The sequence below is a fragment of the Salinicoccus carnicancri Crm genome (assembly GCF_000330705.1).
Taxonomy (GTDB): domain Bacteria; phylum Bacillota; class Bacilli; order Staphylococcales; family Salinicoccaceae; genus Salinicoccus; species Salinicoccus carnicancri.
The window spans coordinates 121,706-137,024 of sequence record NZ_ANAM01000003.1 but is presented as its reverse complement, the minus strand read 5'-3'; the positions used below and the strand labels follow the sequence as shown (position 1 = coordinate 137,024).

General features: G+C 50.0%; 13 protein-coding genes. 2 read left to right on the top strand and 11 right to left on the bottom strand.

The genetic code is table 11. The features are described 5' to 3' along the window. Window positions 1–107: 107 nt before the first annotated feature. Window positions 108–1,004: a LysR substrate-binding domain-containing protein gene (locus C792_RS0104090; RefSeq protein WP_017548176.1), complete on the bottom strand. Its 897-nt coding sequence runs from the start codon at window positions 1,002–1,004 to the stop codon at window positions 108–110. Between the two features lie 108 nt (window positions 1,005–1,112). Here C792_RS0104090 and C792_RS0104085 point away from each other — a divergent pair, with 108 nt between their 5' ends. Then, complete coding sequence (locus C792_RS0104085; RefSeq protein ID WP_017548175.1) at window positions 1,113–2,291, top strand: M24 family metallopeptidase; 1,179 nt, start codon at window positions 1,113–1,115, stop codon at window positions 2,289–2,291. Window positions 2,292–2,315: 24 nt separating this feature from the next. Beyond that, complete coding sequence (locus C792_RS0104080) at window positions 2,316–3,737, top strand: YfcC family protein (protein ID WP_017548174.1); 1,422 nt, start codon at window positions 2,316–2,318, stop codon at window positions 3,735–3,737. A 63-nt stretch (window positions 3,738–3,800) separates the two neighbouring features. On the opposite strand, the gene C792_RS0104075 is transcribed toward C792_RS0104080, so the two are convergent. The 10 genes from C792_RS0104075 to C792_RS0104020 all read right to left on the bottom strand — a co-directional run bounded on the left by C792_RS0104075 (window position 3,801) and on the right by C792_RS0104020 (window position 15,311). Beyond that, complete coding sequence (locus C792_RS0104075; RefSeq protein ID WP_017548173.1) at window positions 3,801–4,367, bottom strand: YdcF family protein; 567 nt, start codon at window positions 4,365–4,367, stop codon at window positions 3,801–3,803. Window positions 4,368–4,452: 85 nt separating this feature from the next. Further along, window positions 4,453–5,463 carry a GNAT family N-acetyltransferase gene (locus tag C792_RS0104065; protein WP_017548171.1) on the bottom strand — a complete coding sequence of 337 codons (1,011 nt, stop codon included), beginning with the start codon at window positions 5,461–5,463 and terminating at the stop codon, window positions 4,453–4,455. 316 nt (window positions 5,464–5,779) lie between these two features. Beyond that, a complete protein-coding gene (locus C792_RS0104055) occupies window positions 5,780–6,379 on the bottom strand; it encodes a sugar transferase (protein ID WP_017548169.1) in 600 nt (199 codons plus the stop codon). 23 nt (window positions 6,380–6,402) lie between these two features. After that, window positions 6,403–7,755: a phenylacetate--CoA ligase family protein gene (locus C792_RS0104050; protein WP_017548168.1), complete on the bottom strand. Its 1,353-nt coding sequence runs from the start codon at window positions 7,753–7,755 to the stop codon at window positions 6,403–6,405. Window positions 7,756–7,867: 112 nt separating this feature from the next. After that, a complete protein-coding gene (locus C792_RS0104045) occupies window positions 7,868–9,250 on the bottom strand; it encodes a phenylacetate--CoA ligase family protein (RefSeq protein WP_017548167.1) in 1,383 nt (460 codons plus the stop codon). Further along, window positions 9,216–10,397, bottom strand: coding sequence for a glycosyltransferase family 4 protein (locus C792_RS0104040; protein ID WP_017548166.1), 1,182 nt, complete (start codon window positions 10,395–10,397; stop codon window positions 9,216–9,218). The genes C792_RS0104045 and C792_RS0104040 overlap by 35 nt, the downstream gene beginning before the upstream one ends. Before the next feature lie 61 nt (window positions 10,398–10,458). Next, entirely contained in the window at window positions 10,459–11,730 is a 1,272-nt protein-coding gene (locus C792_RS0104035; RefSeq protein ID WP_017548165.1) for a hypothetical protein, read from the bottom strand. 22 nt (window positions 11,731–11,752) lie between these two features. Then, window positions 11,753–12,949: a lipopolysaccharide biosynthesis protein gene (locus C792_RS0104030; protein WP_017548164.1), complete on the bottom strand. Its 1,197-nt coding sequence runs from the start codon at window positions 12,947–12,949 to the stop codon at window positions 11,753–11,755. Window positions 12,950–12,960: 11 nt separating this feature from the next. After that, a complete protein-coding gene (locus C792_RS0104025) occupies window positions 12,961–14,235 on the bottom strand; it encodes a nucleotide sugar dehydrogenase (protein ID WP_026090213.1) in 1,275 nt (424 codons plus the stop codon). Window positions 14,236–14,276: 41 nt separating this feature from the next. Beyond that, entirely contained in the window at window positions 14,277–15,311 is a 1,035-nt protein-coding gene (locus C792_RS0104020) for an NAD-dependent epimerase (RefSeq protein WP_017548162.1), read from the bottom strand. Window positions 15,312–15,319 lie beyond the last annotated feature (8 nt).

Sequence of the window (15,319 nt, the reverse complement as noted above, 5' to 3'; positions counted from 1 at the left end):
TCATGATTTCTGACGACAATGTTTTGCCGTTTATGTATCCTAGTTCTTCTTTAATTACTATATTGCCTGCTTATGAGATGCATTTCACCCACTTCTTTCAGGAAACTTCATCTCAGTTTTCCACTTTGGATCAAATCTCGGACCAATTCTGTAAAAATTTTCACACTGGGAGACTGACTGTCTTTATGCCAAGCTAAAGCAGTTGTCTTTTTATGCTGTTGCTTTATTCTTTTGAATACCACATCCTCATTAATAATACTCGCAGTAGATTCTGGCACTATTGCAACCCCTAATTCAGAGGCGACGAGTGTAATAATAGTTTGCTGTTCTTGGGCATTCTGAACAATGTTTGGGTAAAAGCCGGCACTTTTGCACAATGTAATTATTGAATCATAGTAACCTTTCCCAGAACTTTCCGGTGTCATTATGAAATTGAGATCTTTCACATTTTCAAGGTCTATCGGCTCTTGATACTGTTCTATAAAATGTCCTTTAGGTACGACAACCAGAAATCCTTCTTCTTTGATTAATAGTGTCTCGATTTTTTCATTCTTTACTGGCGGCACCAGCATCCCTACATGAATATTTCCATTCAATATATATTTCTCTTGCTCACTACTTGTGTGCTGTTCTACTACAAGGTTTAGATTTGGCTGATTTTTTTTCAATTCTTTTATTACAGTTGGCAAAATACTGTATACTACAGACCCACTAAACCCTAAAGTTATTGTCCCCAGTTGCCCTTCATGAATTTTTCTGGTTATTTCTATTTCTTTCTCCAGTAAATTCATTACGAACTTACAACTGTGAGAAAAATAAACACCTGCCTCGGTCAATTCCACTCTTCGATTTGTCCTATTGAACAGCCTGACTCCCAGCTCCTCTTCCAATTGTTTAATTTGCTTACTTAGAGGTGGTTGAGATATATTTAGTTCTTTCGCTGCTTCGCTGAAGTGTAGATTAGATGAAACAGTTTGGAAATATTTTAAATGTCTTAGCTCCATAAATTCACCTTCATATTTTAAAAGTATCATTACCTTTCAATAATATATTATACATAATAATAATCCCACGTTAGTATAGTTTATAGAATATTTAGAAAGGTTGATTTTATGATATTACAGATTCCGCACAAAGAAATAATTGAAAGACAATCTGTATTTAAAAGCAGATTGTCTAGCAATGGCATAGAGGGTTGCATATTATTCAGCACTACTGACATCTTTTATTTAACGAATTTTATGTTCAGACCTTCTGAACGTCCTATTGCCTTTTTTATAGACCCTCAAAATGAAACACATTTATTTGTACCTTCATTGGAGCATTCACATGCGATAACCTATGCCACGATAGATCATGTGCATAGTTACCCTGAATACCCCGGCGAAATCCATCCAATGATAGTTCTCCGGAATATTTTAAAAACATATAAACTAAACAATACAACAGTAGGATTAGATGCGCAGGGATACAGTTCGCCTAAAGGATACAATGGTGCTGCCATCACGGATTTGTTGGAGTTTAAAAAAAGCATCGATATTAAAGGTTGGGTTGAAAAACAGAGGTATATAAAATCTGAAAATGAAATTGAATTGATAAAAGAATCTGCGAGATGGGGAAATTTAGCTCATCAATTGTTGGTGGAGCACTCCAAAGCCGGTTCAAGAGAAATGGAAATAGAAGGCCATGCTACCATGGAAGCTACTCAGGCCATGTTCAAAACTTTAGGAGAAGGATATAAACCTTACGGTAATCCTGCACATGCATTCTATAGAGGACAGATTGGCCCACATTCCGCATTTCCCCATTCTCAAAACCAGAATGCTGAATTAAAGAAAGGATTTAATGTCGTATCACAAGCCGCCTGCGATGTATGGGGGTACAAAAGTGAATTAGAACGGACCATGTTCATAGAAGAAGCAGATTCTAGGCAAGAACAATACTTCAGATATATGTATGAAGCTCAGGAAGTGGCTTTCAGGACAATTAAACCAGGAGTCGAAGCATCAAAAATTGAGATAGAAGTACAAGCATACTTTAAAGACAACGGATTGGAAGAACTCTCCAGACATCATACAGGCCACAATATGGGGTTACTTAATCATGAAGCGCCATTTTTTGACCTCGGAGATCATACAGTATTGGAACCAGGCATGGTCTTCTCAGTTGAACCAGGGCTATATATAGATGGACTAGGCGCCTTCAGACATTCGGATACGATTGTTGTTACTGAATCCGGGATGGAAATGATCACTTATTACCCAAGGGATTTTGAGTCACTTATCATTTAACATCAAACACAAGGGGAGGATACAATGTCAAAAATGTCTAAGGAGATAGCTGGAAAGTCAAAGTCTAAAATGCCTGATTCATATATCATATTATTTATAATGTTGATATTGGCAGCCATAGCAACCTATTTGGTCCCTGCTGGATCTTTTGAGAGAAAAGAAGAGGGACTAGTACCAACCGTCATTCCTGACAGCTTCACCAATATTGAATCGGATCCTATTGGCTTCATGGGATTTTTTCTATCTATCCAGGAAGGTATGATGGCTGCTGCCAGTATTATCTTCCTAGTCCTTATCATTGGAGGCTCTTTTGCCGTTATTAATGCTACAGGTGCAGTTGATGCAGGAATAATGAGCCTTATTAATAAAACCAGAAGCAAAAAATTAGTGCTTGTCATTTCAATGGCTACTGTGTTTTCCATAGCTGGATTTTTAGGGGTCCTACACACGGCTGTCATAGCTTTTATTCCTGTAGGGGTCATCGTTGCAAAAGCATTCAAACTTGATGCCATTGTTGGAGTCGCAATTGTATATTTAGGTGCTTACTCTGGCTACACTGTGGCTGGTCTTGATCCCATAACTACAGGTTTCGGTCAGGAGATTGCGGGACTGCCAGTCTTCAGTGCTTTATGGTACCGCTTTATTATCTACCTCATGATTTTAACAAGCAGTATTATTTATATCATCCTTTACATTAGAAAAATTGAGAAGAATCCTTCTAAAAGTATCATGGGGGATGAGAGATTTGCAAACGTTGATAATAGTGACGATAGTGAGCAAATTGAGAAACTCAAATTTACATCATTAAGAAAAATCATATTACTATTTTTTGCAATATGCATGACAATTTATACAATCGGTGTTTTTCGGCAAGGTTGGGGGCTGAATGAAATGACAGCTCTTTTCATAATCATAGGTATCGGCACTGCAATAATCTCTCGCATGAATAGTAATAAATTCGTACAGGAATTTGTAAAAGGTGCCCAAGGAATGGTATATGCAGCATTGATTGTTGGACTTGCCCGTTCTATTGTAGTGATCCTGGAAAATGGTATGATACTCGATACAGTAGTCAATACGATTTCTACAATCGTTCAACCATTGCCTACAATAATCGGTGCTTTAGGCTTATACTTTTTCAATCTGCTTTTTAATCTGATCATTACATCTGGTAGTGGTCAGGCAGCTATTGTAATGCCTATAATGGCACCCTTAGCTGATATTATTGGCATTACAAGACAGACAGCTGTATTGGCATATAACATGGGAGATGGCTTTACGAATACTATTGCTCCCACCTCAGGTATTCTCATGGCCAGTATAGCAGTTGCTGGTGTATCCTGGGTAAAATGGCTAAAGTTCATGCTGCCTTTGCTTGGCATTTGGATCATGATTGGAGGTATAGCTCTGATCATTGCGGTAAATATTAATTTAGGGCCCTTCTAAACAAATATCATCAGTATCTTCATTACTATGTCCCTCGGTCCATTTGTACCGGGGACATTTTTCCTACCCGACCCACCGGTACAGCCCGAATCTGTAGCCCCACAGCTTGATGAGCTCGCTCCGCCATATGTAGGCTGCCCCGGGGCCTTCGTACCAGCGTTCACCGTCTGTGGACAATGCGGCGATGTACCTGAACTCGAACCGGTCGTCATTCAATTTCTCAAAGATGTATTTCGACCGCTTCACATGGTAGTCACTGGTGACGACAAGCGCTGAATGGAAGCCCTGCGCTTCCATGATGTCCATGGTGATTGTGGCATTGGTGTATGTGCTGTCTGCTTCGTAGTCCTTGATCAGGGCGCTTTCGGGGATGCCGTATTCTACGGCGAGTGCTGTGCTCTGGGACAGTGTTTCGGTCTCCACCACGGGTGTGATCAGCACGTGGTCGGCGTACCCCGCTTTATACAGGTCGGCGGTCTTCTCCATGCGCCCGCCATCGCCGCCGAGCATGACGATGACGTCGCTTTGTACGGGGTTATCCGAGTAGTTGTGGTTGAAGCTGTCGATCAGCAGAATGACCAGCATCAGCAGCAGGAGGCATATTGCGATAATGAGGATTCTCGTTTTCATGGGCCCGGACACTCCTTCACTTTTATATGTATCACCATAAAATTCATTCCGGAGGCAAGCATCACAGGAACCTCCGGAATAAACATTATACCGCCACTTTTTTCTTTTGTCCGCCGTCCGCCCGGTATGCCGGGAAGAATTCCGTCTCCCGGTCCACACCATTCATCCGGCACAGTCTGTCGTACACTTCGCGGTTCCATATCTTCCTGCCGATGTGGAACTTGAATTCCGTTGCATTGGAAAACCGCCTCTTGAATTTGAGCACCGAGTCGTCTTCTGAATTGGACACCCCGCCGCCGTAATGGATGATGGAGAATCCATTGTCCTTCGCCCAGTCCATCGCTGTATATTTCAGCAGGTAGGCCGGAGACAGGTTCAGGTAGCTGCTCCTGGTGCCGTTCAGATGATCGTGGATGATGTCGCCCGAGATGAAGTAGAGTCCCATGGCGATGATTTCATCTTCGTAATAGACGCTTGTCGTGAACAGCTGATGCCCGAACTGCCGCTTCAATTCGTAAAAGTACTCCCTGTCGAAATAATAGAACCCCGATGCATGGAGCCGTGACATCGTTTCATTGTATATGTCGATAAATTCCTCTATGTCGTCAAACCCCCGCTTCAGCTCACATGAAACCTTTTCATTCCTGAGCAGTTTCCTGACCTTCCGCCTTGCGGTACTGCAGAATTCCGTCTGGAAGATATCTTCCGAACATCCGAGGTCCGTCCCCACCGTGTTCCTGATATGACTGATATCATACAGCCCCCTGAACGGCTCCTGGTTCTGGAATAGCGGATTGAACCTCACAAATTCCGACACGATATTGCTGTCCCGCGCAAACCTCGTGAAGCATTCCCGGAATTCCGCCATCAGCTGACGCGGATTCGTGCACTCGTGGACGATTGGACCGCCGTAGCCATACGGCGTGGTCAGATCATAGTAGCGCTCGCCGTCCACCAGTGTCCCTATCTCTCTTTTTATCGCCGTGAGAGTGATGTGGCCATGTCTGCTCCGCAATTCATAGAATATCGATTTCCCGCCTTCGATCAGTTCGTTCGCCTCTGCATATTCCCTGGTAAAATAGATATCTTTGTTCATAGCAAGTCCTCCGTTGGATTCCAAAGACTCTCAATTTCCCCTCAGGCACCCGTGCACTTCGGGAAGGAATCCTCTGGATCTGCTCTATGAACATATTTCTGACTGGTTTATGTGCTTCACAAGCCGCATCATAACGGGAATCATTCTCTCTATCAAAACAGGACGTCATTCCAAAAAGATCTGCATGCATTCTCTCTTTACTGTGAGGTGATATCCTTTGGATCCTCCGCTGAGACACATCCAGCCACCCCTTCCCTTAATTGGATTTTCCATATGCGCCGCCTGCTTCCCGACAAAGCCGGCGGCGGAGTCCACTTCAATCGTTCCCACTGTTCCCGGTGAATGCCCGGGCCGTACTCTCTCCTTCCTGGCTGATGCCCTCGCTTTTCAGCACTTTCCCCGCTGTCATGGCAAGTATCTTCATATCGAGCCACCATGACCGGTTTTCCACGTACCAAACATCCATCTCGAATTTCTCTTCCCACGGCAGACTGTTGCGTCCGTTGACCTGCGCCCATCCCGTGATGCCCGGACGCACGTCATGGCGCTTCATCTGGCGCCTGCTGTAAAGTGTCATGTACTGGGTCAATAGAGGCCTGGGGCCGACAAGGCTGAGCTCGCCCCTCAGGACATTGATCAGCTGCGGGAGTTCATCCAGGCTGTATTTGCGGAGCATGATGCCAAGGTCCGTGAGCCGGTCGGCATCGGGCAGCAGTTCACCATCCTCATCCCGGCCGTCTGTCATCGTCCTGAATTTATGGAGGTTAAACGGCACCCCCTTGTACCCCGGACGCCTCTGCCTGAACACCACCGGACTGCCCATCTTCATCTTTATCATGACAGCGACAGCCGCCATCAGGGGGGACAGGAGGACGAGCATGGCCAGGGCGGCCGAAACATCGAATACCCTTTTCATCTGGACACCTCCATGTAATCCACTCACTTCACACCACTCATTTCATTGATGATGAAGCGGGCCTTGCCGTTCTTGTCTTTCGGTATCCGGTCCATATAGTTGTACTGGTACCGGCAGCCGGCACCCAGCCGGCGCACGACCCGCTCCTTGAAGATCCGCTCTTCCCTCACGCCATAGCCCGGTTCCACCACCAGGTTGACGATGAACTGCCCCAGGTCTTTCTGTATGAACTGGAATGCAGCCACCGTATCCTCAATGCCCTCCACCGCCCGGGCGATGCCGACGCTCGTCACCCTGTTGCCGCTGCTGCCGATCAGGTAATCCGACCTTCTGCCGAATATCCTGCTTATCTTTATATCATCCGCGTAGGAATTCATATACTCCTGATCGGAATCGATTTCAACCTGATCGTTGATCCGGTACCGCACCAGCGGCGTGGCATAGTTGATGAAGCTGGTCACGATCATCTCATACAGGTGGTGGTCGATCCTCCTGAACTCGAAGAGCCCGGTTTCATGGCCCAGTCTGTAGACACCATCCCTCCCCGAATATATGAAAGGCGCACCTTCACCACTGGCATACTGGTCGATGACCCTTGCTCCGAAGGCTTTCTCTATATCCGCCTTTACATGCGGCAGCAGGATCTCCGAAGTCGGGAATACCGCCTTCACTTCCCAGTTCACCCTGAGGCGCTGGTTCAGCACATATTTCGCCACCATGTGGATGGCGGACGGGAAGCCGTCCAGTGCCTCAGGTTTGAAGCGTGCCATATTACCGTACACATAGCCGATATTGTCCTGTGTCATATGGTTTGCGGCATAGAGCATCTGGTTCATCGGCAGATTGTAGCGCCAGAGTATATTCTTATGATCGGGCGGCGTCAGATCCTGGCCGGTGAAAGAGGCACGTTTGGCAAACGGCCGTACACCGTTTTGGAATTTTATATAATCGAGATAGGCCATCCTGGCTGCCCGGTCATATTCCGAATCGTATACAGCAAGGCTCTCGCCCGTCGTGCCGCTCGTCCCTGAAAACCGGATCTGCCCTTGCCTGCACGAGCGCGCTTCAAGTTCATACCTGAGGTCATTTTTCGTCGTCATCGGCAGCTTCAGGAAACTTCCGAGAATGTCCGTCTCATCAATCCCGATACCGGCATATGCCCCGATGTTCCTTTTCAGATGATGCATGAAATCGATCAGTTTCTCCCTTTTGTCGAATTCCCCGCCCACGTAGCGTGCAAGGGCTTCCCGGTAGAGATGGTTGTACCGCTCCCGCTTCAGTTTATAGCCGTAAACACTCGTAAACGCGTGCTGCAAAAATATCGGTGACTTATAGTAGATATTGTGTGTCGAGGCACCTATCAGTTCTTTCAGCATTCAGATCACCTTATCTCCTGGACTGATGTAAAGTCGGACCCAGCCGGCCATCAGCCGTAATTGCCCTGAGCACAGATGACAGCATTCAAAACCTGCACAAACTATTTGAGTATCATCCAAACTGCACCGTGCTGCCGGCCCCTGCCTTCTGCTCAAGCTCATTGATGATGAAGCGTACCTTGCCGTTCTTCTCCTTGGGGATGAAATCCACATAATTGAACACATAGCGGTTATCCGGACCCAGCTGACGTTCCAGCCGCCCGCGGATCACCAATTCATCCGCGTAATCATCATAGTCATCCTCGACCACCATATTCACCAGAAACTCCTCTTTCTCTTTCTGGATGATCTGGCACTGGACGACCTTCTCTTCGAAGCCATCGACAATCCAGGCCAGTATGATGTTCATGACCTTCCTGCCGTCCTGCCCGATGAGATAATCCATGCGGCGGCCGTAAATCCGCCGGATGTCGATATCATCTTCATATGAGTTCAAATACTCCCGGTCCGAATGGATCTCGACTTCGTCACCGATCCTGTAGCGGACAAGCGGCGTGGCATAATTCAGGAAGCTCGTAACGATCATTTCATACCGGTTCTCCCCCCGCCGCTCGAACTCGAACAGCCCCGTCGCATGACCGATCGTATACCCGTCATCGGTGCTTCCATACAGAAACGGCGCCCCTTCGGAACTTGCATACTGGTCGATGACGACGGTATCGAAGGCGTCTTCGATATCCTTCTTTGCATGCGGCAGCAGTATTTCTGCCGTCGGAAAAACCGCCTTCACATCCCAGTCCGCCCGGAGCCCGTTCGACAGCATATGTTTTGCCACCATATGGATGGAGGAAGGCAGCCCGTCGATCGAAGCCGGCCTGAACGACCTCATGTTCCCATATACATGCTTCACATTCCCCGGTGTCATTTGATTTGCGGCGTAAAGCGCCTGGTTCATGGCCAGGTTGTACCGCCACAGTATATTCCTGTGGTCTGCCGGTGTAATTTCCCGCCCGGTGAAAGATGCGCGCTTAGAGAACGGTTCGATGCCCTGCCTGTATTTTATATAATCCAGGTAGGCCATGCGGACCGCCCAGTCCGCCTCGGACTCGAACACCGCCAGGTTGTATCCCGTCGTCCCGCCTGTCCTTGAAACATGGAGCTTCCCTTCCTTATGCGACCGGTCGTCGAGCGCGTTACGGAGGTCTTCCTTCACCGTCATCGGCAGGGCCCGGAAACTTTCCATTATGGCATCCTCATCCACGTCTATATCCCTGTATGCACCGATATTCTCCTTGAGGTGGCGCATCAGACGGATCAGCTGCCCCCTCCCGCCGGCGTCCCCCCTGACATATCTCCGGAAGGCTTCGTGGTAATGATCGTTGTACCTCTCCCGCCGCTTTTTAAAACCGTAGGCACTGGTGAACGCGTGCTGCATGAACACCGGCGACCTGTAGTAGAGATTATGTGCCGATGTACTCATCATTTTTTTCAGCATTGTGATCATCCTGTTCCGAAAGCGTGTTATAGAAGTCCAAAAGCTTTGCCTGCATCAATCTTCTGTCAAAGTTGTCGACGATGAATTGCCGGGTGTTCCCTGCCATCCGCTCCCGGCGCACATCATCCAGGATCAGCGTGTCCAGGGCGTCTGCGAGCCCTGTCGCATCGTTGCTGGCGGTGACGATGCCGGTCCGCCCGTCTTCGATCGTGTCGCGGGCACCTGTCGAGTCGAAGACGACGACCGGTACGCCCATGGCCTGTGCCTCCATGCTGACGTTGCTGAACCCCTCCCGGTATGTCGGCAGTGCGAACAGGTCCATCAGGCTGTAGTAGCATTCCACCTCTTTCGTATAGGGGCGGTGGATGATGCCATCATGCGTCCGGATATGCCGGATAGTCTCCGCCTCGACAGGGTCGCTCTCTTCGAACTCACCGACCAGCAGAAGCTTCAGGTTCGCGTATGAATCATCGAGGGCGATGAATGCCCCGACCAGTTCATTGATGCCCTTATCCCGTGTCAGCCTGCCGACGTAACCGATGACGAAATCCCGGCGTTTAAGCCCTGTCTCTCCGCGCAGTTCCTCCAGCCGGCCTTTATCGACAGCAGCCGGATCGTATTTCTTTGTATCGATCCCGTTGCTGCTCCCTTTGCCGATCCTGACGACCTTGTCGCGTGCAAGCAGCTTCCGCGCGATCATCTCACTTTCCAGGCTGTCGGACACGACAATCACATGGGTGCTGAGCGTGCACGCCGTCTTCTCAGCCGCATGGAGAATGATCCTCCTAAGCCCCCGTGCCGTCTCAAGACGCAGCCCCCGCTGGATGTAGATCCGTGTCGTGACACCTGCGAGCCGGCCGGCAATCATGCCGAGCAGTCCGGCTTTCGGTGTGCTGAAGTTGATGATGTCCGGATCCTCCCGCTTCAGGTACCTGTACAGAATGTACAGCACCTTCAAGTCCCGGAGCGGACTGATTTCGCGCTCGAAGGGTATGTGCTCGACCGTCATGCCATCATATGAAGTTTCAAAATCCTTGTTGCAGACCACTGTGATATCATAGCCATTCTTTTCTATGAACTGCACCTGCTCTCTGATGAAAAGGACACTCAGTGAAGAAGTGACCCCCTGGATCATTTTCCTTTGCATAGGCGACAACTCCAAACCCTGTTATTTTAATGCATGCACCCCAGGCATCTGCCAATGGACATCAGACCCGCCCGTCCCTGTCGGAGAAGGCGGTGCCGAGTGCCACAATGACCATGTAGAAAAATTTGAAGCGGTGCCGGAGCGCCGTTCCGGCATTCGATATGCCGAGTCCGAATATCAGCCAGCCGGCGAGGATGCTGATCAGCAGTATGGCGAGTATCGGACGCTTCCTGATGACGTCGATGTTCCTGATGAATATGGTGAGGGAGAACAGGTAGAACACCCCGTCCAGGAAGAAGCTGATCAGATCATTGAAATTCCTGATGCTCCACGGCATCGGTGATGCGATGAAATAGACGACCTTGACCGGTGCGAACAGGATCACCTGGAAGAGGTTGTCGACCTCGAGCCCGCTCAGGTAGGCCGTGTCCCCCCGCGCTGATGTGAACGCTTCATAGATGTTGTCGTTGTTGTTCAGCACCTGATCCACCTTGTTGAATATCGGCAGCCCGGACACGATGCTCGGGAACACCAGGATATAGGTCAGTATCAGTGCGAAAATGCTGAAGGGCACGACCGATTCCAGGGTGAACCGGAATGCTCTCTCGTCATGCCGGTAGAATATGAATCCGAACAGATAGCCGAGCAGCATGCCGATGATCGCCGAATGGAACGATGCCCCGAGCAGCACCAGTACGACACTCAGGACTGCACCGGCCCGCTCTTTATCCCTGAACCATCTGATGAAGCAGTAGAGCGACATGACCACCATCAGTGAAATGATCGATTCCCGGAGCAGAATCCCTGAGAAGATCAGTGAATGCGGGAAGAACCCCATTGCGAGCACGAGTATCAGCTGGACGCGGTGCGGAATATCCAGCATCCGGAATATCCTTATGACGATCAGGATGGCCGTCATCGCGATCAGGATGTTGAGGTATTGCGCAAACAGCCTGTCATCCCCGTAAATGTTGAACAGTATGCCGAGCAGATGGGAATACACTCCCCCGTAGACCGATTCGCCCAGCATGGACAGGTTCTCGGATACCATGATGCCCGTCCGGTAGAAGTTCTCCGTATCATCCCCGCTGTGCGGGATTTCGAATATATCCCTCCCGTACAGATCAACGAGCATCAGGATGACCCGCACGGTGAAACTCATGAATATGACAAGGAAAAATTCCGGGCAGTCCACAAGGAGGACCAACAGCAGCAGGATGGACGTGATGCATATGAATGTCACTGTCAGATACGTACTGTCCGGGATGTAGTAATGGTTCATCACAAAACCGAGGAACAGGTAGATTAGAGTAACACCCCAAATGAGCAGCATTGGCCACCTCCAGAATTCGGACTTAGTATTTCCTTGTGAGCAGAAGCGTTGAAACCTGCGACAGGACGATGGCTGCCGCGGTGATGACAGCGACGATGAAACCGCCCCTGATGCCGTAAGGTACAATCAGCAGCGCGGACAGGGCCACTGTGAGTATCAGGTTCACCGTCTGCAGCGTCACCTGTATGTTGTACAGGTTGAAAACATTGAGTGCCATTTCGAATGATTTCTCGAACACGATCAGGCTGATGAAAACCCCGAGCAGGACCATGTCCGTCTGATGCCCGTGAAATGCCTCCCCGTAGACGAACACGAGGATGTCATTGCCGTACAGTATCAAAACGGCGTTCCCGAGCACGATCGCCGCCAGGTAGATGCCCATCATTCTGAAGAATTCGCCATAGAATTTCCTGAAACTCTGCCGCGCAGCCTGAGCCAGTTCGGCGATGTAGCTCTGGTTGACTGTGATGACGATGTTAGAGGCGATCGCTGCAAAATACATGATCGTCGCGTATATGCCGAGGTCCTCGACACTGTGGTAATGTTCGATGAAATACCGCGGCACGTTCGCATTCAGCGACGACAGCAGGCCGACGAGCGACAGGCCGATCCCCAGCCAGAAGATGTGCTTGAAATGCATCCTTCCGAACAGCTTCGCCATATGATGGTCATAGGAGGTGAACCGCCTGTCATATGAATAATAGACGAGCACCTGTGCCGCCAGAAGGCTGATGATCGCCGCCATCAGGGAACGGGTGAATACCACAGCTAGTGTGAAGCAGACGATTGTCACGACGCTCTTGATGATCTTCGAATGCGCCAGGAAGCGGATGTTCGCCTCCGCGATATTCTCCGTGTAGATGAACTCCTCTTTCGTCTCGTAAAATTTGAACAGGCTGAACAGCATCAGGCAGGCCATCTCGTACGGCTTGAAATCCATCACGAGGGCAAATCCCGCCATTGACAGCAGGAAGACATAGTTCAAAATGCCCCTGAACCTTGCAAATATCGTATATCCGTAACTGTACTTCCGCTGTGTCGGTACGAGATCGGAAAACGAGAACCTGCTGAACAGTACAAGCGGTGCCACAATCGCCAGGAAATAGGAGAACAGCCCCATTTCATACAGTCCGATCAGTCTTGTGATGAGAATGACCTGTATCCACTGGTTGAATGAAAACAGCAGGGTCGAAGCGACATGCAGTATCTTGTTCTTCATATCCCGTCCCCCTAGAGGCGCCACACTGTCTGTCTGGCCCTCAGGTCTTCCTCGCCGATGATGCCCTTGATGTCAATCACCAGGCCGTCATCACTCAAATATTCCAGATATTCCCGCCTGTTTTCCCGGTATTCATCATGGCACACCGCAAACATCATGACGTTCGTCTCCACAAGCCCCTCTTTCTCTTTCAGGGCGATTCCGTAGAGACGTTCCGCTTCCCCGGGATCCGCCACCGGATCATGCACCGCAATGCCGAAGCCGAACTCCCGGAGTTCTTCGATGAGATTGATGACTTTGGTGTTCCTGAGGTCCGGGGTATTCTCCTTGAATGTCAGTCCCAGCATGTTGATGGTGGCCCCCTGGACCGCAAGTCCCTTGCAGAGCATCGTTTTTACCATCGATGAAATGATATGTCTGCATATGTTGTCATTGATGCGCCTGCCGGCAAGGATCACTTCCGGATGGTGCCCCACCGCCTGTGCCTTATGGGTCAGGTAATACGGATCGACGCCGATGCAGTGTCCGCCGACGAGACCCGGTGAAAACTTCAGGAAATTCCATTTCGTCCCGGCTGCCGCCAGCACGTCCCGTGTACTGATCCCCACCTTGTTGAAAATGACAGCCAGTTCGTTCATCAGCGCGATATTGACATCCCTCTGTATGTTTTCGATGACCTTCGCAGCTTCTGCGACCTGTATGCTCTCCGCTTTGTACACACCGGCCTTGACGACCGCCCCGTATACTTCCGCGATGATGTCCGTCACTTCCTGCGTCTGCCCGCTGACAACTTTCGTGATCTTTTCAAACGTATGCTCCCTGTCCCCGGGGTTGATGCGCTCCGGTGAATAGCCGACATGGAAATCAACACCCGCATCAAGCCCCGAAAACTTCTCCAGTACCGGTATGCAGACCTCTTCTGTAGCCCCCGGATAGACCGTCGATTCGAAGACGACGATCCCCCCTTCCCTGAGCACAGAGCCGACAGTCTCACTCGCCCCCGTCAGCGGCGCGAGGTCCGGCTGGTTGTGTTCATTGATCGGCGTCGGCACCGAAACGATGATGAAATCCGCTGCGCGCAGCGCCTCCCTGTCAGTAGTGAATTCGATGTCCGACTGCCCCAGATCCGTCCCATCCACTTCATTGGTCCGGTCATGGCCGCCCTTCAGCTCTTCAATGCGGCGGTCATTGATATCAAATGCGATGACCCTGCCGATCCTGCCGAAAGCGACCGCAACAGGAAGCCCGACGTAACCGAGGCCGACAACTCCAACTTTCCTGTTCATGTGCATCACCCATTTCATGGATATGCCGGTACGCCCGGCACTCATATGGCCCGTTCGCGGGCGGTTATCCCTTTCTGATAGTAGTCCATGTACCAGTCGATGAAGCGGTCGATCCCGTCCTGTATATCTGTCGCCGGCCTGAAACCGGTGGCGGCATGCAGGTCCCCGACATCGGCATATGTTTCCGGCACATCCCCCGGCTGAAGCGGCATGTAGTTCTTTTGAGCCGTCTTGCCAAGCCTGTTCTCTATCGCCTCGATGAACGCCATCAGCCTGACCGGTGCGTTGTTGCCGATGTTGTATATCCTGTACGGCGCACTGCTCGTTGCGGGATTGGGCCTGTCCCCCGACCAAGCGGGATCCGGCTGCGGCATAATTTTCACGAGCCGCACAATCGACTCCACGATATCATCCACATACGTGAAATCCCTGAGCATATTGCCGTTGTTGTACACATCGATCGGCATATCCGCAAGTATCGCCTTTGTAAATTTGAACAGCGCCATGTCCGGCCTGCCCCACGGCCCGTAAACGGTGAAGAATCTGAGTCCCGTCGTCGGCAGCCCGTACAGGTGGCTGTAAGTGTGTGCCATCAGCTCATTCGCCTTTTTGGTCGCAGCATACAGGCTGAGCGGATGGTCGATGTTGTCCGTTGTCGAGAAAGGCTTGACCGTATTCGCCCCGTATACCGAACTCGATGACGCATAGATGAGCTGCTCCACACCGTAATGCCTGCACCCTTCCAGTATGTTGGTGAAACCGTTGATGTTGCTTGTGATATAGGCATGCGGGTTATCCAGGCTGTACCTGACCCCCGCCTGGGCCGCCAGATTGATGACGATATCCGGACGGGCGTCGCGGAAGATTGCCATGACCCTGTCCGTATCCGCCATATCCACTTCATGATTCTCCACCCTGTTCTGAAGCATCTTCTCCAGCCGGTCCCTTTTCAGACCCACATCATAATAGTCGTTCAGATTATCGATGCCGGTGACCGTGTCCCCTGCATCCAGCAGTCTTCCCGATAGATGGGAACCGATGAAACCGGCACTTCCTGTAACAAGTATCTTCTTCATCCAATGCA

What these genes read in the sequence shown, in the direction of transcription:
- C792_RS0104090 (WP_017548176.1), bottom strand. Translation starts at nt 1,004, where the DNA reads ATGGAGCTAAGACATTTAAAATATTTCCAAACTGTTTCATCTAATCTA.
- C792_RS0104085 (WP_017548175.1), top strand. Translation starts at nt 1,113, where the DNA reads ATGATATTACAGATTCCGCACAAAGAAATAATTGAAAGACAATCTGTA.
- C792_RS0104080 (WP_017548174.1), top strand. Translation starts at nt 2,316, where the DNA reads ATGTCAAAAATGTCTAAGGAGATAGCTGGAAAGTCAAAGTCTAAAATG.
- C792_RS0104075 (WP_017548173.1), bottom strand. Translation starts at nt 4,367, where the DNA reads ATGAAAACGAGAATCCTCATTATCGCAATATGCCTCCTGCTGCTGATG.
- C792_RS0104065 (WP_017548171.1), bottom strand. Translation starts at nt 5,463, where the DNA reads ATGAACAAAGATATCTATTTTACCAGGGAATATGCAGAGGCGAACGAA.
- C792_RS0104055 (WP_017548169.1), bottom strand. Translation starts at nt 6,379, where the DNA reads ATGAAAAGGGTATTCGATGTTTCGGCCGCCCTGGCCATGCTCGTCCTC.
- C792_RS0104050 (WP_017548168.1), bottom strand. Translation starts at nt 7,755, where the DNA reads ATGCTGAAAGAACTGATAGGTGCCTCGACACACAATATCTACTATAAG.
- C792_RS0104045 (WP_017548167.1), bottom strand. Translation starts at nt 9,250, where the DNA reads ATGCTGAAAAAAATGATGAGTACATCGGCACATAATCTCTACTACAGG.
- C792_RS0104040 (WP_017548166.1), bottom strand. Translation starts at nt 10,397, where the DNA reads ATGCAAAGGAAAATGATCCAGGGGGTCACTTCTTCACTGAGTGTCCTT.
- C792_RS0104035 (WP_017548165.1), bottom strand. Translation starts at nt 11,730, where the DNA reads ATGCTGCTCATTTGGGGTGTTACTCTAATCTACCTGTTCCTCGGTTTT.
- C792_RS0104030 (WP_017548164.1), bottom strand. Translation starts at nt 12,949, where the DNA reads ATGAAGAACAAGATACTGCATGTCGCTTCGACCCTGCTGTTTTCATTC.
- C792_RS0104025 (WP_026090213.1), bottom strand. Translation starts at nt 14,235, where the DNA reads ATGAACAGGAAAGTTGGAGTTGTCGGCCTCGGTTACGTCGGGCTTCCT.
- C792_RS0104020 (WP_017548162.1), bottom strand. Translation starts at nt 15,311, where the DNA reads ATGAAGAAGATACTTGTTACAGGAAGTGCCGGTTTCATCGGTTCCCAT.